Origin of the sequence: Massilia niastensis DSM 21313, assembly GCF_000382345.1 — a bacterium.
In the GTDB taxonomy this organism is placed as follows: domain Bacteria; phylum Pseudomonadota; class Gammaproteobacteria; order Burkholderiales; family Burkholderiaceae_D; genus Telluria; species Telluria niastensis.
On the sequence record NZ_KB908141.1, the window covers coordinates 1 to 15952 of the forward strand.

The 15952-nt window shown below is 69.6% G+C and carries 13 protein-coding genes and 4 tRNA genes; 8 read left to right on the plus strand and 9 right to left on the minus strand.

All coding sequences use genetic code 11. The annotated features are described in order from the left end of the window. The first annotated feature begins 61 nt into the window (after positions 1 to 61). From H162_RS0125540 to H162_RS0125565, 6 genes are all read left to right on the plus strand, one after another. Positions 62 to 137: transfer RNA gene (locus H162_RS0125540), tRNA-Glu, on the plus strand. Positions 138 to 209: 72 nt separating this feature from the next. Continuing rightward, a tRNA-Glu gene (locus H162_RS0125545) sits at positions 210 to 285 on the plus strand. An 89-nt stretch (positions 286 to 374) separates the two neighbouring features. Then, a tRNA-Glu gene (locus H162_RS0125550) sits at positions 375 to 450 on the plus strand. A gap of 110 nt (positions 451 to 560) precedes the next feature. Next, positions 561 to 1739, plus strand: coding sequence for an elongation factor P maturation arginine rhamnosyltransferase EarP (gene earP / locus H162_RS0125555; RefSeq protein ID WP_040788229.1), 1179 nt, complete (start codon positions 561 to 563; stop codon positions 1737 to 1739). 123 nt (positions 1740 to 1862) lie between these two features. Then, positions 1863 to 2438: an elongation factor P gene (locus H162_RS0125560; protein WP_026355088.1), complete on the plus strand. Its 576-nt coding sequence runs from the start codon at positions 1863 to 1865 to the stop codon at positions 2436 to 2438. 102 nt (positions 2439 to 2540) lie between these two features. Beyond that, on the plus strand, positions 2541 to 4142 hold the full coding sequence (locus H162_RS0125565) for an amidase (RefSeq protein ID WP_026355089.1): 1602 nt from the start codon (positions 2541 to 2543) through the stop codon (positions 4140 to 4142). Between the two features lie 17 nt (positions 4143 to 4159). Here the strand turns inward: H162_RS0125565 and H162_RS0125570 are convergent, their stop codons facing one another. Together H162_RS0125570 and H162_RS0125575 are read right to left on the minus strand one after the other, a co-directional pair. Next, on the minus strand, positions 4160 to 4654 hold the full coding sequence (locus H162_RS0125570; protein ID WP_020656332.1) for a TssQ family T6SS-associated lipoprotein: 495 nt from the start codon (positions 4652 to 4654) through the stop codon (positions 4160 to 4162). Next, the gene (locus H162_RS0125575; RefSeq protein ID WP_020656333.1) at positions 4651 to 5787 is read right to left on the minus strand and encodes a serine/threonine-protein kinase; all 1137 of its coding nucleotides are present in this window, start codon (positions 5785 to 5787) and stop codon (positions 4651 to 4653) included. Before H162_RS0125575 ends, H162_RS0125570 begins: the two co-directional genes overlap by 4 nt. Positions 5788 to 6094: 307 nt before the next feature. Here H162_RS0125575 and H162_RS0125580 point away from each other — a divergent pair, with 307 nt between their 5' ends. Beyond that, complete coding sequence (locus H162_RS0125580; RefSeq protein ID WP_020656334.1) at positions 6095 to 7009, plus strand: IS1595 family transposase; 915 nt, start codon at positions 6095 to 6097, stop codon at positions 7007 to 7009. A gap of 68 nt (positions 7010 to 7077) precedes the next feature. Here H162_RS0125580 and dbpA read toward each other — a convergent pair whose 3' ends face one another. The 3 genes from dbpA to H162_RS0125595 all read right to left on the minus strand — a co-directional run bounded on the left by dbpA (position 7078) and on the right by H162_RS0125595 (position 8900). Beyond that, positions 7078 to 8487: an ATP-dependent RNA helicase DbpA gene (gene dbpA / locus H162_RS0125585; protein ID WP_020656335.1), complete on the minus strand. Its 1410-nt coding sequence runs from the start codon at positions 8485 to 8487 to the stop codon at positions 7078 to 7080. 31 nt (positions 8488 to 8518) lie between these two features. Then, on the minus strand, positions 8519 to 8761 hold the full coding sequence (locus H162_RS34455) for a hypothetical protein (RefSeq protein WP_040788231.1): 243 nt from the start codon (positions 8759 to 8761) through the stop codon (positions 8519 to 8521). Between the two features lie 62 nt (positions 8762 to 8823). Next, positions 8824 to 8900: transfer RNA gene (locus H162_RS0125595), tRNA-Met, on the minus strand. A 187-nt stretch (positions 8901 to 9087) separates the two neighbouring features. Between H162_RS0125595 and H162_RS31950 the strand changes: the two genes are divergently transcribed. Next, entirely contained in the window at positions 9088 to 9396 is a 309-nt protein-coding gene (locus H162_RS31950) for a hypothetical protein (RefSeq protein ID WP_156885802.1), read from the plus strand. 66 nt (positions 9397 to 9462) lie between these two features. Here the strand turns inward: H162_RS31950 and H162_RS0125605 are convergent, their stop codons facing one another. The 4 genes from H162_RS0125605 to H162_RS0125620 are packed head-to-tail and all read right to left on the minus strand — an operon-like array spanning position 9463 to position 15912. Continuing rightward, entirely contained in the window at positions 9463 to 10608 is a 1146-nt protein-coding gene (locus tag H162_RS0125605) for a methyltransferase (protein ID WP_020656337.1), read from the minus strand. Beyond that, complete coding sequence (locus tag H162_RS0125610; protein ID WP_020656338.1) at positions 10608 to 10817, minus strand: hypothetical protein; 210 nt, start codon at positions 10815 to 10817, stop codon at positions 10608 to 10610. The genes H162_RS0125605 and H162_RS0125610 overlap by 1 nt, the downstream gene beginning before the upstream one ends. 53 nt (positions 10818 to 10870) lie before the next feature. Further along, the gene (locus H162_RS0125615) at positions 10871 to 14626 is read right to left on the minus strand and encodes an AAA family ATPase (RefSeq protein WP_020656339.1); all 3756 of its coding nucleotides are present in this window, start codon (positions 14624 to 14626) and stop codon (positions 10871 to 10873) included. Then, positions 14623 to 15912, minus strand: a complete 1290-nt coding sequence (locus H162_RS0125620) for an exonuclease SbcCD subunit D C-terminal domain-containing protein (protein ID WP_020656340.1) — start codon at positions 15910 to 15912, stop codon at positions 14623 to 14625. The genes H162_RS0125615 and H162_RS0125620 overlap by 4 nt, the downstream gene beginning before the upstream one ends. Positions 15913 to 15952 lie beyond the last annotated feature (40 nt).

The following is a 15952-nucleotide window of genomic DNA, read 5'->3' on the forward strand; positions in this document are numbered from 1 at the left end:
GGTCAGCGGTTCGATCCCGCTTACCTCCACCACGTAGAAGATAACGTTTTGGCAGTCCAGGGTCCCCATCGTCTAGAGGCCTAGGACATCACCCTTTCACGGTGAGTACCGGGGTTCGAATCCCCGTGGGGACGCCAAGAATTTGGCAAGGTCGTCGGCAGCGGTGGTTACGCTCGATGGCAGGTAGTTCGGTAGCAAGGCAGTTTTAGGTCCCCATCGTCTAGAGGCCTAGGACATCACCCTTTCACGGTGAGTACCGGGGTTCGAATCCCCGTGGGGACGCCAGTTGAAGCCGGAGTAGACCAACGCGCTTGCGCGGAGAGGTGCTCCGGTTTTTCTATTTTAGGTGTAGATTAGTAGCAGTACAGTTTTAGGTCCCCATCGTCTAGAGGCCTAGGACATCACCCTTTCACGGTGAGTACCGGGGTTCGAATCCCCGTGGGGACGCCATACAGGAAACCGGAGCAGCCACGCGCGTGGTGCTCCGGTTTTTCTTTTTCCGATCGGGTAAAATGGCGGCCCTTCCCGATCCGGGGCCGCGCGCCCGCACCAAGGAACACATGTCCCTGACTCCTTCCACCGCGTCCACGCTGGCGATCTTCTGCAAGGTCGTCGACAACTATGGCGACATCGGCATCTGCTGGCGCCTGTCGCGCCAGCTCGCGCACGAGCACGGCGTGGCGGTCAGCTTGTGGGTGGACGACCTGGCCAGCTTCCGCCGCATCTGTCCGGAAGTCGATGTCGCGGCGCAAGTGCAGGAAGTGCAGGGCGTGCGCGTGCTGCACTGGCGCGGCCAGGACGGCGTGTTCGCGCCCGGCGAGGTGGCCGATATCGTCATCGAATTCTTCGGTTGCGACATTCCTCCCGGCTACATCGAGGCGATGGCGGCGCGCACGCCGCGTCCGGCATGGCTGAACTACGAAGGCTTGACCGCCGAAGACTGGGTCGAGGGCTGCCACCGCCTGCCGTCGATGCATCCGCGCCTGAAGCTGACCAAGCATTTCTTCTTCCCGGGCTTTAACGAGCGCACCGGCGGCCTGCTGTGCGAGACCGGGCTGGAGGCGCGCCGCCAGGTCTTCCAGCACGACAAGGCGGCAGTGCGCGCCTTCCTCGGGCGCTTTGGCCTGGGCGAGGCCGAGCTGGCGGCGCGCAAGGTATCGCTGTTCTGCTACCCGCATGCCCCGGTCGCCGAGCTGTTCCAGGCCTGGGCCGAGGGCGGCGAGCAGGTGGCCTGCCTGGTGCCCGAGGGTGTCGCGCGCGATGCGGTCCGGGACTTCCTGGGCGCCGAGCCCTTGCCGGGCGCGCATGCCAGCCGCGGCGCGCTGACGGTGCGGGTGCTGCCCTTCGTGTCCCAGCCCGACTACGACCTGCTGTTGTGGGCCTGCGACGTGAACTTCGTGCGCGGCGAGGATTCCTGGGTGCGCGCACAGTGGGCGGGCCGGCCCTTTATCTGGCACATCTATCCGCAGGACGAAAACCTGCACCACAAGAAATTGCGCGCCTTCCTGGCGCGTTACGCGTCGGAGCTGCCCGCCCTGTGCGCATTGTCGCTGGGCTGGAACGGTGCGAGCGAACCGGAAGGCTGGTCCCGGGCCTGGCAGGCGCTGCACGCCGAGTTGCCCCTGGTCGAAGCCCGCGCCGCGAGCTGGATCCAGGAAGTGCTGGCGCATGGCGATTTGGCGACGAACCTGCTCGATTTCGTTCGTTCGCTGGGGCAGACCCCGGAAAATCAAGTATAATGCCCGGTTAGTCTGTTACGGATTCCCGCTGCGAATCCCCCGAGCATCAAACGTAGGCTTTACGGCATTCGCCACTCCGGCCACCGATGATTTAATGCAACTACTTTTTTACGTAAAATCACTATGAAACCCGCAAAAGAAATTCGTGTTGGCAACATCATTATGGTTGATGAGAAGCCGTTCATCGTTCTGCGTTCCGACGTCAACGGTTCGAGCCGCACCGGCTTCACCTACAAGTGGAAGATGAAGAACCTGCTGACCAACGCTCCGCTGGAAAACGTGTTCCGCGGCGATGACAAGTTCGACGTCGTCGTGCTGGACAAGAAGCCGGTCACCTACTCGTACTTCGCCGACCCGCTGTACGTCTTCATGGACGAAGAGTACAACCAGTACGAAATCGAAGAAGAGAACCTGGGCGACGCGCTGCACTACCTGAAAGACGGTATGGAATGCGAAGCCGTGTTCTACGACGGCAAGGCCATCTCGGTCGAACTGCCGACCACCATCGCACGCCAGGTCGTGTACTCGGAGCCGGCCGTCAAGGGCAACACTTCGGGCAACGTCCTGAAGGAAGCCAAGATCGAGAACGCGATCGAAGCCCACCAGCACATCGTCATGGTGCCGCTGTTCGTGAGCCAGGACGACACGATCGAAATCGACACCCGCACCAACGAGTACAAGAAAGTCGTCCGCAACTAAGCGACAACTTTCCGAAAAAGCGCTGCCTGCGGGCAGCGTTTTTTTTCGCCCATGCTTTCCGCACTGCTATGCTATTGCTTCAAAGACAAAAAAGGAGCAGGCATGGACCGCAGGGATTTCGTACGACTTGGTGTCATGGCCGGCGCCGCCGCCGGTGTGGCGAGCCCGGCCAGTGCCGCCGGTGCGCCGGGCGGGGCCGGCATCATCGTCCGGAACATCCTGGACGCCGGCGTGCAGGAACAGCAGGAAGCCATGCGCACCGGCAAGCTCAGCGCGGTCGCCCTGGTCACGCGCTACCTGGAGCGCATCAAGGCGATCGACCAGGCCGGTCCGCGCATCAATTCCGTGATCGAGACAAATCCCGACGCCCTCAAGATTGCCGCCGAACTCGACCGCGAGCGGGCGGCCGGCAAGCTGCGCGGACCCCTGCACGGCATTCCGGTACTGCTCAAGGACAATATCGCCACCGCTGACCGGATGAGTACCAGCGCCGGCTCGCTGGCCCTGGACGGCGTGCGCGCAAGCAAGGATGCGCATGTCACGGCCCAGCTGCGCGCGGCCGGCGCTGTCATCCTCGGCAAGACCAACCTGTCGGAATGGGCCAACATGCGTTCGACCCGCTCGAGCAGCGGCTGGAGCGGACGCGGCGGCCAGACCCGCAACCCGTATGCGCTCGACCGCAACACCAGCGGCTCCAGCTCCGGCTCGGGCGCGGCGATCGCGGCCAGCCTGGCGACCCTGGCGGTCGGCACCGAGACCGACGGCTCGATCGTCTCGCCGTCCTCCTCCTGCGGCATCGTCGGCATCAAGCCCACGCTCGGGCTGGTCAGCCGCAGCGGCATCATCCCGATCGCCCACTCGCAGGACACGGCCGGGCCGATGACGCGCAGCGTGGCCGATGCGGCGCTGCTGCTGGCGGCGCTGGCCGGCGACGACCCGCTCGATGCCGCGACCAGGGATGCGGCCGGGCGCCCCAGGGATTACGCGGCGGCGCTGCGCAAGGATGGGCTGCGGGACAAGCGCATCGGCGTGGCGCGCAACTTCTTCGGCAGCCACGACGCGGTCGACGCGCTGATCGAGAAGGAACTGGCGGTGCTGAAGGCGCAGGGCGCGCTGCTGGTCGACGTCAAGGTGCCGAATACCGACAAGTACGACGACAGCGAGCTGGAAGTGCTGCTGCACGAATTCCGCCCCGACCTGGAAGCCTGGCTGGCGGCCTATGCGCCGCACGCGCCGGTCAAGAGCATGGCCGACATCATCGCCTTCAACGAAAAAAATGCGAAGCGGGAGATGCCTTACTTCGGCCAGGAGCACCTGCTCGCGGCCCAGGCAAAGCCCGGCCTGGACGCGCGCGAATACAGGGAGGCGCTGGCGAACAACCTGCGCTATGCGCGCGACGAGGGGCTCGAGCTGGTGCTGCGCGAGCACAGGCTCGATGCGCTGGTCGCGCCCACCGGCGGGCCGGCCTGGCTGACCGACTACGTCAACGGCGACCATTACGGCGGCAGCTTCTCGTCGCCGGCGGCGGTGGCCGGCTATCCCCACGTGACGGTGCCGGCCGGTTACACGCACGGCCTGCCGGTCGGCCTGTCCTTCGTCGGCGGCGCCTGGAGCGAGGAAGCCCTGATCGGCATGGCCTATGCCTACGAGCAGGCCAGCCTGCGCCGGCGTCCGCCGAGCTTCCAGGCCAGCATCAAAGTATAGGAACCTGTCCCGGCACCTCAGCGCGCTGCCGACTGCTTGGCCTTGGCGAACACCGGCCCCCATAGCGGGTGGCCGTGTTCGCCGGGGCCGAGGTCGAAGCCCGGATCGAGCCGCAGGGCGCGATCGAAGCTCGAGCGGCACTGGGCCTGGCGTCCGGTGACGCAGTAGCTGAAGGCGGTGTACTTGAGGGCGGCCAGGCGGTTGCGCAGCGAGGCGCGGTTCATGTCGTTCGAATTCAGGCGCTTGATGGCGGCGTTGAACTCGCCCTCGTTGTACAGGTTGATGCCTTCGCGCAGGGCGATGTCGTCGCGGTCGGGCGCCTGGCGCTCGGCGCGGCTGCTGCGTTCGGCCTTCTCGGCGCGCTCGGCGCGGGGACGCGGCTTGTCTTCGGTGCGCGCCTGCGAGCGGCCGGAAGGCCGGCCATCGATCGCCTTCTCCAGCTGGGCGCAGCCCGACAGGGCCAGGACCAGCAGCATGCACAGCGCGGATTGCTTCAGGTGGCTGGACTTCACTCGGCTTCCTCCTCGGTAAAATCAAGCTCGATCACCGACGTCTCGCCCTTGACCGACTGCACCGTCACGGTGTGTTCGGGGAAGCTGGGGTTGAGGATGCGGATGGTGTGTGCGCCCGGCGGAAGGTTCAGGCGCTTCAGGGGCGGGCTGGCGCCGCGGTCGACGCCGTCCACCACGATCGTTCCCCAGGGCTTGATGAGCAGTTTATAGGTGGCGCCGGCGCCGGCCGCCGCTTTCGCACCCGCCTGCGGGGCGGTGGGCGACACGGTGATCGCCGTGGCCGCGGCCGGCGCCGCCTGTGGCGGCGGCGTGACCGCAGTGGGAGCCACCGCTGCCGGCGCCGTCGCGGCGGCGACAGGTGCGGCGTCCGCTGCGGGGGCCGGCGGCAGCGTCGCCATCGGCGGCGGTGCGTCCGCCTCCGCCTCCGCGGGCTTTTCTTCCGGCAGGGCCAGGGTCAGCGCATCGCGTGTGTCGGCCTGGTGCAGCAGGGCGGCCAGCGCCCCCAGTCCGCCCAGCAGGACGGTGGCGGCGGCGACCAGCATCAGCCAGCGCTGCAGGCGGGCCGGCTGGGCGCCGGCATGCTGCGCGGCGCGCGGCTCTTCGACCCACGAGGGCGGGGCGACCGGGGGTGCGCTTGGGGCCGGCGCCGGACCCGGCACGGCCGGGCCGAGCACGACGATGCCGAGCAGGTCGCGCAGCTGTTCGATGGTGCGGGGGCGCTGTTCGGATTCGGGATTGGGCGACAGGCAGCGATCGATCGCGTTCACGAAGGAAGCGCTGTAGTCGCCGGGCACCCGCCCGCGCAGCGGCATGGCGGGCGGCGCTTCGCGCGTGATCGCATAGTGGATGACGGCCGCCAGGTCGTGCATGTCCTGGGCTTCGGTGTCGCCGGGCTGGGTGGCGGGAGTGGGCAGCAGCAGGGGATCGCCCGAGTCGAGCACCAGCACGGTGTCGGGCGTGATCGGGCGGTGCGGCATCTGCATCGCGTACTGCAGCTCCAGCGATTGCAGCAGTTGCCGGATAATGCGGCGGCACCAGGCCTCGTTGACCAGTTCCTGGTTGTGCTCGACGATCTCGCGGACGGTGCGTCCATCGGTCTGCTGCTGTGGCGCGCTGAGTGTACTCGTCATCATGGCATGGTGCCGGACGGTGGCACACCAGCGTGCCCGGCTCCCCGTCCGGATAGTGTTGTTTGTTGCCAATAATGCCAGAATTGCCCGGGTGGCGGTGTTGTTGAGTCAAACGTGCGCGACTGTTACAACTTGCTTACATTTGGGCTGTGTTCGCGTTGAGTCTGGAAACTCATCCGGCTAGTCGCTGTCCAACCCGTTGTCGAGGTAACTCAGCGGGGAGCGAGCGATGGGCGGGCATATACCGGCACGGCGCCGGCCTGGCGAAGCCGATGCCGCGGGACGGAACGTCGACGAGGCACTGGATGCGTTGCAACAGCTAGCCCCGTCCACCGAACAGCAGACGCAACTGCGCAGCTGGCTCGACGGCCTCGACCGGCCCTGCCTCGACCTGATCGAGCAGGCCCGCCCTCCCGCGTGCCCGCATTGCGGCTGCCCGCGCTCGCACCGCTACGGCCAGGCGAACGGCCTGCGGCGCTTCCGCTGCACCCGCTGCCGGCGCAGCTATAACGCGCTGACCGGCACGCCCCTGGCGCGCCTGCGCCAGCGCGGCAAATGGCTGCCCTACCTGGAATGCCTGCTGGAATCCACGTCCGTGCGCAAGGCGGCGCGCAAGGTGAGCGTCCACCCCAGCACCAGCTTTCGCTGGCGTCACCGCTTCCTGTCCGGCATCCGGCGCGACCGGGCCGAGCAGCTGACCGGGATCGTGGAAGCGGACGAGACCTACCTGCTGGAGTCGCAAAAGGGGTCGCGCCACCTGACCCGCCCGGCGCGACGGCGTGGCGGACGGGCGCGCCGCCGCGGCATCTCGCGCGACCTCGATTGCCTGCTGGTGGCGCACGACCGGACCCGGCAGACGCTCGATTTCGTCACCGGCAGGGGCACCCCCGGAAAGGCCGAGCTCGATGCCTGCCTGCGGCCGGTGCTGGCGCCCGATGTGCTCCTGATCAGCGATGGCGCCAAGGCCTATGTCGCGTTCGCCCGCGACGCGCGCATCGCGCACGCCAGCATCGACGTGCGTGCCGGGATCCGGGCGCGCGGCACGATTCATTTGCAAAATGTGAATGGCTGGCACGGCCGCTTCAAGAACTGGCTGGTGCGCTTTCGCGGCGTTGCCAGCCGCTACCTGATCCATTATTCGGGCTGGCAACGGGTGCTCGACGCCGGTGTCCTGTCGACGCCGGCGCTCCTGCTGCGCGCCGCCCTGCGGCGAACTCAGCAGTAAGCAGTTGGCCGATTCCACAGCCAACGCGAACAGAGCCTTACAATTGGGCCCTGTTCGCGAACAGCGCCTTACACCTCGATGAAGCGCATCTTGAAGTAGCGGCCCTTGATCGCGCCGAAGTCCGGCGCGGGCGCATCGCCCGCGCTCAGGCGTTCCACCGCCTGGCGCGCCACGCGCCGGTCGAGGGCGACATAGCTGTTGAATTCGAAGACATTGATCTTGCCGACCTGTTCCTTCGTCAGCCCGGCGTCGCCGGTCAGGGCGCCGAGCAGGTCGCCCGGGCGCAGCTTGTGCTTCTTGCCGCCGGCAATGCTCAGGGTCATCATCGGCGCCGGCGCCCCGGCCTCGGGGTGTTCGCCGAGCGCCTCCAGCTCGTCCCAGGTGGCGGGCGCGTCCTGGTATTCCTCGATCAGGCGCACCCATTTCTTTTCGTTCGGCGCGCACAGGGTATGCGCCATGCCGGCGCCGCCCGCGCGGCCGGTGCGGCCGATGCGGTGCACGTGCACTTCCGGGTCCTTCGACACGTCGACGTTGATGACCGTGTCGAGGTCGGCGATGTCGAGGCCGCGCGCGGCCACGTCGGTCGCCACCAGCACCGAGCAGCTGCGGTTCGCGAACAGCACCAGGATCTCGTCGCGTTCCTGCTGTTCCAGCTCGCCGTACAGGGCCAGGGCCGAGAAGCCCTGGGCGCGCAGTTCGTCGGCCAGTTCGCGGCAGCGCGCCTTGGTATTGCAGAAGGCGAGGGCGGACACCGGGCTGTAGTGCTTGAGCAGGCGCGCCACGGCTTCATCGCGGCCTTCGAAGCCGATCTCGTAGAAGCGCTGGTCGATCCGGGTGGCGTCATGGCGGCTCTCGACGGCGATCTCGAGCGGATCGCGCAGGAAGCCGGCGGTGGCGAAGCGGATGTCGTCCGGGTAGGTGGCCGAGAACAGCAGGGTCTGGCGCTGGCGCGGGGTGGCGCTGACGATGCCGGCGATCTCGTCGTAGAAGCCCATGTCGGTCATGCGGTCGGCCTCGTCCAGCACCAGGGTCTGGACCTTCGACAGGTCGAGGGTGGCGCGTCCCAGGTGGTCGCGGATGCGGCCCGGCGTGCCGACCACGATGTGGGCGCCATGCTCGAGCGAGGCGATCTGCGGCCGCATCGACACGCCGCCGGTCAGGGTCAGGATCTTGACGTTGCCGACGCCGCGCGCCAGGCGCCGCAGTTCGTTGGCGACCTGGTCGGCCAGCTCGCGCGTCGGGCACAGCACCAGGCCCTGGACCGCGAACCAGGCCGGATTGAGCCTGTGCAGGATGCCGATGCCGAAGGCGGCGGTCTTGCCGCTGCCGGTCTTGGCCTGGGCGATCAGGTCGCGTCCCTCCAGCACGGCCGGCAGGCTTTCGGCCTGGATCGGCGTCATCTGGTGGTAGCCGAGCGTGGCGAGGTTCGCGAGAAAGCGCGCCGCCAGCGGCAGGTCGGTGAAGGGATGGGATTGCATGCGAAGCTCCAGCTGAAGTAGCCGGGCCGCGTCAGGCCTGGCGTTGGGTGTCGGGCGCCCAGACCGGCAGGCCGGTCAGGTCGAGATTGTCGTCGCGGCGCCAGACGGGCAGGCCGGTGGTGTCGGTTTCTTCGAGCAGGTGAAGCTGCTCCTGCTTGAGGGAAGCGCGGCGTGGACGAGAACCGATGCGTTTCGGCTCGACAGCGGGAACGAGCGGTTCAGCGGGCTCGAAGCCAGGCAAATCGAACGTTGCGTTGTCTTTCTTGTCTCTCATCTGCCTTTGTTGCCGCAGAAAACAAAAGCCCGGCTCCAAGAGTCGGGCTTCGTTATGGTATTTGGTTGCGGGGACAGGATTTGAACCTGTGACCTTCGGGTTATGAGCCCGACGAGCTGCCAGACTGCTCCACCCCGCGTCTGAGACAGCTAGTATAGCGCTTCCTGGCCGATCATGCAAATGCGTCTGTGCGGGGCTGGCAATGGCGCTGCGCAATCCCCTGAACAGCGCGGCATTCCTGCTTGTTTTCGCCGTTTGCGCTGTATTTACATTGCCCCTCTGCAATGCAATACTGGATTGACAATAGTGGAGGAAATGCGATGGAGATGAATCTCGTCCAAGGCAGGCTGACCGAAAGCGTCATCGGCACTCAGAACACGAAGAAGTTGCGCGAGGGCCCCGATCTGAACGCCACCCCGGCCGAGGAACTGGAGCGCTATGTCAAGATGACGCCCGCCGAGCGCATGCAGGAAAGCATGCTGGAGAAGCTGGGCCTGACCAAGGACGAACTGGAAAAGAAGCCCCCCGAAGAGCAGAAGGCCATCCGCGAGAAGATCGCGGACATGATCAAGGAGGCGCTGGAGAAAGCCCCCGGGAAGGCCAGGCCGGGATCCTTCGTCGACACCACCGCGTGACGCTCGGCCGCATGTCCCCGGCTACGCTGCCGGGGACGCAGGCGATGAAGGCAGGCGGCCCGCCTGTCATCCGGCGGCGCGCAAGCGCCACAGCGAGGTCGATTCCTTCGAGCGCGCCGCGTGCAGAGGATCGTCGGGATCGGAAGCGCGCGGATGGACCGGACGCGTATCGTGCCGCGCCACCACTTCCAGGCCGGCGCCGGCGATCCAGCCGAGCAGCTGTTCGCGCGTGCGCAGGCCGAGGTGCTCGGCGAAGTCGGACAGGATCAGCCAGCCTTCGCCGCCGACTTCCAGGTGTTCCGCCAGGCCGCCCAGGAAACCCCTGAGCATGCGGCTGTCCGGGTCGTAGATCGCGTATTCGATGGCCGAGCTGGGCTTGCCGGGCAGCCAGGGCGGATTGCACACCACCAGCGGCGCGCGGCCCTCGGGGAACAGGTCGGCCTGGATCACGTCGACCTGGGACGCCAGGCCAAGGCGCGAGATGTTCTCGCGCGCGCAGCCGAGGGCGCGCGCATCCATGTCGGTCGCGGTCACGTGCAGCCCGCGCCGCGCCAGCACCGCCGACAGCACCCCGGTGCCGGCGCCGATGTCGAAGGCGCGCTTCGCGGCGGGAGGCAGCGGCGCCTGCGCCACCAGCTCGACGTATTCGCCGCGCACCGGCGAGAACACGCCGTACCAGGGATGGATGCGCTCATCCAGCGCCGGGATCTCGACGCCCTTGCGGCGCCACTCGTGGGCGCCGATCACGCCCAGCAGTTCGCGCAGCGACGCCACGTACGGCTCGTTCACGACGCCGTAGGCTTCCAGGCAGGCCAGGCGCGCGTCCGGCGCGCGCCGCAGCGGGATGCCGTGGTCGGCCTCGAACGGGATCAGGAGCATGGCGAGCGTGCGCGCGCGCTGCAGCTGCTGCAGCCGGTGGCGGTGGAAGGCGTCGGCCGGCGCTGCCGGCGCGCCCGACGTTTTCCCGCGGCGCGCGCGCGGGCTCTTGTGCTCGATGCGGCGCACCAGGGCCTGCAGCAGCTGGCGCGCATTCTGGAAGTCGCCGCGCCAGAGCAGGGCGGTGCCGTCCAGCGCCAGCCGGTAGGCCGCGTCGGCGCTCATGGTGTCGTCGGCCACCACGACCTTTTTCGGGGCCGGCCAGCCGCTCTCGGAGCGCCACTGCGCGGCGCGCGCGGCGCCGCCCTCGATCCACTCGATGCGCGTCGTGGTCATCAGTGGTGGTGGTGCCAGTTGCCGTCGGTCGATTCGAGGTAGGACTTGACCGCGTCCGGGCTGCCGGTCGCGTGGCGCTTCACCTCGCCGCAGTCGCAGATGCCCTGGTAGGGCTGGATGTGCGAGCAGGCGGAAACTTTCTGGAGGAAGACTTTGACCGGCTTGGCGCACTTGGCGCACTTGAAGGTCAGGATACGGGCGGGCTTCATGATTGGATGCTCGAGGAGGAAAAGAGCGGCATTTTACACCGCTCCCGCGCCGCCTACTCGACCAGCACGGCGCTGCTGCCGCCGCCGGCAGGGCGCACCAGCACCTTGGTGGCGATCCGTTCCGTCATCTCCTGCACGTGCGAGATCACGCCCACCTTGCGGCCGAGCGACTGCAGCGCGTCGAGCGCATCCATGGCCACGCCCAGGGTGGCGGTGTCGAGGCTGCCGAAACCCTCGTCGATGAACAGCGACTCGACCCGCACCCGGTTCGACGACAGCGAGGCCAGGCCGAGCGCCAGCGCCAGCGACACCAGGAAGGATTCGCCGCCCGACAGGGAATTCACCGAGCGCACCTCGCCGCCCATGTCCTGGTCGCGCACCATCAGCGCCAGCGACGGCGCGCTCGGGTGCAGCACCCGCTCCAGGCGGTAGCGCCGCGCCAGCTGGGCCAGGTGCGAGTTCGCATAGCCGAGCAGTACGTCGAGCGTGAACTGCTGGGCGTAGTTGCGGAATTTCTTGCCGTCGCTGGAGCCGATCAGCTCGGACAGCCTGCCCCAGCGCTGTTCGATTTCCTGCTGGCGTTCGATCGCGGCCAGCGCGGCCTTGGCCTGTTCGCGGCGGGCCTCGTCCTGCGTCACCTGCATGCGCAGCGTGGTGGCGTGGTCGTGCGCGCTGCGGCGTTCGGCGGCGACCGCCTCGCAGGCCGCCTTGACCTCTTCGAACGGCTGGCCGCCGGCCGGCGCGCTGCCCAGGTGCAGCTCGCGCTGGGCGCGCCGCTCGGCCAGCACGGCGGTGGCGCTGGCGACCTGCGCATCGAGGCCGGTGAGCAGGCTGCGCTCCTGCGTCAGCCAGGTGGCGCCGACGTTCAGGAGCTGGGCCAGCTCGGCGGCGTCCAGCACCGGGTCCAGCTCCAGTTCTTCCTGGGTGCGGCGGTAAGCCTCGAGCCAGTCGGCGAGCGCGTTCGCCGCGGCCGAGCCGGCGGCGTCGAGGTCGGCGATCCGTTCCGACAGCTGGGCGAGGGCGGCGCGGGTGCGCGCTTCCAGCTGGGCGGCTTCGCCTGCCGCCGCCTGGCGCGCCGCCAGCTGGCTGCGCGCGCCGGCCAGGGCCGCGCCCAGTTCCTGCTCGACCTCGCGCGCGGCGCGGCCCTGCCACAGGGCGGCGCGTTCGCCGCGCATCCGGGCCAGCTCTGCGTCGATGCGCCCGAACTCGGCCGCCGTCTGGGCGCCGGCGCGGTCGATCTGGGCGATCCGCTCCGCCAGTCCGGCGACTTCGGCTTCCAGGGTGGCGGCGGCAGCCGTGCTGCGCGCCAGCAGCGCGGTCTGGTCCTGCCATTGCGCGGCATCGAGGGCGCGCGCTTGGCGCCAGCCGGACGGATCGCGCCGCCAGGCGGCCTGCCAGCCGTCGCCGCAGGCGTCGGCCAGGGCCAGGTCGAGTTCGGCCAGCAGCCCGGCCAGCTGGGACACGAGCGTGTCCTGGCGCTGCGCCTGGGCCTGCAGCTCGGCCTGCAGGCGGGCGCTGGCTTCGCGCTCGGCGTCGGCGGCCTGCTGCTGCCGTGCGCGCACGGCCTGGGCGCGGTCGAGCGCAGCCTGGGCGGCGTCGCGCGCGCCGGCGGCCTGGCGCCAGGCCTGTTCGCGCCGCGCCAGCCCCTCGACCGCCTCGCGCAGCGCGCCGCGCTGGTCGTAGAACCAGTCGGTGCGCTGCGCTTCCTCGGGCGCTTCATCCGCGAACGGGTCGGCGTCCCAGTGAGCCTTCAAGGTGTCGGCGCGCGCGGCGAGCGTGCCGCGCTGCTGCTCCAGCGCCGCCAGCCGGGCGCGCGCCGCGCCCAGCGCGGCTTCCTGCGTGGCCTGCAGCGACTGGCTGGCGCGCGCCGCCGCGCGGCAGCGTTCGACCTCGCTGCGCAGGCCGGCCAGCATGGCGTGCAGCTGGCTGTCCTGGTCGCGGTAGGGATGATCGAGGCCGCCGCACACCGGGCAGGGCGCTTCGTTCGTCAAGCTTGCGCGCAGCTGTTCCACGCTGGCCGCGCAGGCCAGTTCGGCCGCCGCCAGCGAGCGTTCGGACTGCGCCATCGCCGCTTCCAGCGCGGGCGCGGCGGCGCGCGCCTCCGTCAGCGTGCGCTCGGCCGCGGCGCGCGCCGTGTCGGCATGATCGAGCTCGCGCGCCAGCGTGCCGAGCGACTCGCGCGCGGCGACCAGCTCGGTCCAGGTCTGCTGCGCCTGGATCATCCGTTCGCGGCGCTGTTCCAGCGCCTGGCGCTCGGTGGCCATGGCCTGGGTGTCGAAGCCTTCCAGCGCCGCCATGGCGGCCTGGCGCGCGCTGTCCGCCGCGCTCACCTGTCCGGCCGCCTGCGCCAGCGCAGCCAGTGCGTCGGCTTCGCGTTGCCTTGCCTGGCCTGCGGCGCGCCGGGTGTTCTCGAGCGTGTTCGCGCCGGCCGCCTGCGCGCCTGCGGCCTGTTCGGCCTGGACCAGTTGACGCTCCCAGCGCTGCCACTGGGTGGCCATCGGTGCGAGGCGCGCGTGATCCGCCAGCCAGCCGGCCGCGCCGTCGCGCGCCTGGCGCGCGCGTTCCAGTTCGGCCGCCTTGCCCTGTTGGGTGGCGCGCACCGCGCGTGCTTCGAGGCGCGCCGCTTCCAGGGTCGCGGCGGCCTGGGTGTGGGCCGGGGCCAGCGTGCCGAGCGCGGCGTCGAGGGCCTTGGCCTGGTCGAGCCGGGGGGCCGCCACGCGCAGGGCTTCCTCGGCCGTATCGACGCGCGCCAGGGCCGCATCGACCTCGGTCGTGGTCAGGCGCCGCGCCTCGAGCGCCGCCGCCAGTTCCGCCTCGGCCTTCGCCGCCTGGGACAGGCCCAGGCGCCGTTCGCCTTCCAGGCGGCCGATGTCGGCCACCAGCGGCCGCGCCGCCTGCACCGCGTCGAGGGTGGCCAGGCGCTGGCGGCGTCCGGCCGCCTCGTCACGCGCGCCGACCGCGGCCGCCAGCGCTTCCCGGGCCTGGGCTTCGCCGCGCTGCAGCTTGTCGGATTCCTGGTGCCAGCGCAGTTCCTGTTCCAGCACCGCCTGGCGCGCTTCCAGCGCCTGTAGCGCCAGTTCGGCGTTGGTCCGTTCGGCGTCGAGCGCGGCGCGCGCTTCCTGCGCCAGCGGGGCCTGGTTCGCCAGCTGCGCGCCCAGGGTCCGGGTGCGCTCCTGTTCGAGCTTGTAGCGCTCGAAGGCGCGGCGCGAGATCTCGCTGTAGACCGTGGTGCCGGTCAGGGTTTCGAGCAGCTCGCCGCGCTCGTTCTCGTCGGTCTTCAGGAAGGCCGAGAATTCGTTCTGCGCCAGCAGCACGGCGCGGGTGAACTGTTCGAACGAGAGCCCGATGCGCTGCACGATCTCGGCCGCCACCTCGGTCTTGGTGCCGCCCAGCGGATCGAGTCCCGGCAGCCGGTGCAGGGTCATCTTCGAGGGCTGCAGGGCGCCGCCCGGCTTGCCGTAGGCGCGCCGCACGCTCCAGCGCGCGCGGTAGCGGCCTTCGTCGCTGCCGACGAAATCGACCTCGGACCAGGCTTCGGCGGTGCCGCGCCGCAGCAGGGTGCGCGGGTCGAGCGCCGAGACGGTGTCGCCGCCGACGTCGGGCAGCTGGCTGCCGGCGCGCTTGAGCAGGCGCGGGGTGGCGTCGTACAGCGCCAGGCACAGGGCGTCGAGCAGGGTGCTTTTTCCCGCGCCGGTCGGACCGCTGATCGCGAACAGGCCGCTGGAAGCCAGCGGCTCGCTCTCGAAATCGACCTTGAATTCGCCCGCCAGCGAAGCCAGGTTCTTGCCGCTGATGCGCAGGATCCTCATGCTGCGCCCCCGTCCAGGGCGTTCGCCAGTTCGGCGAACGCGGCCAGCTGGTCGGACGGGGCCTCGGCGCCGAAGCGCTGCTGCCACAGGCGGCGGAAGATGTCGTCCGGCTGGAGCTGGGCCAGCTGGTCCAGGGTCAGGGCGTCGGCGGCGTCGCTGACGGGGCTGAGCTTGCGGGTCGGCTCGATCTTGGCCAGGCGCACCGGCTTGCCTTCCAGCGCCGCCTCGACGCGCGCGCGCAGGCCCGGCTCGGGGCCGTCCAGCAGCACCCGCACCTCGAGGTAGGGCCAGGCCTGCGGCGGCAGGTCGTCCTCGAACTCGAGGGCGCCCAGCGCCGCCAGGGCTTCCTCGAGCGGCGCCGGGACGGCCGGCACGCGCAGCAGCTGGACCGCGCGCGGCACCGGCAGCGGCGTCACCGAGGCCGCCTGGCTTCCTTCGAGCTCGATGCACAGCACCTGGTGCTGGTAGCCGACTTCGGAGAACGAGAGCGGCAGCGGGCTGCCGCAGTAGCGCACGTGTTCCTGCCGGCCGACGCGCTGGGCCAGGTGCAGGTGGCCGAGGGCGGCGTAGGCGATGCCCGGATCGAACATGGTGGCCGGCAGCGCCTCGGCGCCGCCGATCACGATGCGGCGCTCGGAGTCGTGCGAGGACTGGCCGTCGACCATGTGGCAGTGGCCCATGGCGACGATGGCCTGGTCCGCGCCGCAGCGCTGGCGCGCCAGCGCATAGGCCTGGCGGTAGAGCAGGGTGGTGCCGTGCAGGTAGGGATCGAGCGCTTGCTTGTCCGCTTCGGCGTCGGCGTCGGCTGCCGCGTCGGCTGCCGCGGCGGCGCCGCGCGGCACGTCGCCCGGACGCAGGAAGGGAACCGCCAGGCACCAGGCGCGCACCACGCCGTCGCGGTCGCGCAGCGGCACGACCAGGCGCTCGAGATCGACTTCCCCGTTGGCGCGGCGCAGGACGTTGCCGACCACGGTCGTGCCATGCGCTTCCAGCAAGGGGGTCGGCGCTTCGAGACGGCCCGGCGAATCGTGGTTGCCGGCGATGACGATCACCTGCAGGTGGGGAACCCGCGCCCTGGCGCGCTGCAGGAAGCGGTACAGCTGGCGGTGCGCGGCCGCCGACGGATTGGCGTTGTCGAATACATCCCCGGCGACCAGCAGCACGTCGATGCGCTCGCCGGCGAGCGTGTCCACCAGCCAGTCGAGGAAGCACTGGTGTTCGTAGGTCCTGTCGAAATTGTGCAGGGTCTGGCCGAGGTGCCAGTCGGAAGTGTGCAGCAGCCGCATGGATGGTTCGGGAAGTCGGTTCGGCGCCCACTATAACGCA

Coding starts and splice junctions, on each gene's coding strand:
- H162_RS0125620 (WP_020656340.1), bottom strand. CDS start 15,912: ATGCGGCTGCTGCACACTTCCGACTGGCACCTCGGCCAGACCCTGCAC.
- H162_RS0125605 (WP_020656337.1), bottom strand. CDS start 10,608: ATGACCACGACGCGCATCGAGTGGATCGAGGGCGGCGCCGCGCGCGCC.
- H162_RS0125565 (WP_026355089.1), top strand. CDS start 2,541: ATGGACCGCAGGGATTTCGTACGACTTGGTGTCATGGCCGGCGCCGCC.
- H162_RS31950 (WP_156885802.1), top strand. CDS start 9,088: ATGAATCTCGTCCAAGGCAGGCTGACCGAAAGCGTCATCGGCACTCAG.
- earP (WP_040788229.1), top strand. CDS start 561: ATGTCCCTGACTCCTTCCACCGCGTCCACGCTGGCGATCTTCTGCAAG.
- H162_RS0125560 (WP_026355088.1), top strand. CDS start 1,863: ATGAAACCCGCAAAAGAAATTCGTGTTGGCAACATCATTATGGTTGAT.
- H162_RS0125610 (WP_020656338.1), bottom strand. CDS start 10,817: ATGAAGCCCGCCCGTATCCTGACCTTCAAGTGCGCCAAGTGCGCCAAG.
- H162_RS0125615 (WP_020656339.1), bottom strand. CDS start 14,626: ATGAGGATCCTGCGCATCAGCGGCAAGAACCTGGCTTCGCTGGCGGGC.
- H162_RS0125575 (WP_020656333.1), bottom strand. CDS start 5,787: ATGATGACGAGTACACTCAGCGCGCCACAGCAGCAGACCGATGGACGC.
- H162_RS34455 (WP_040788231.1), bottom strand. CDS start 8,761: ATGAGAGACAAGAAAGACAACGCAACGTTCGATTTGCCTGGCTTCGAG.
- dbpA (WP_020656335.1), bottom strand. CDS start 8,487: ATGCAATCCCATCCCTTCACCGACCTGCCGCTGGCGGCGCGCTTTCTC.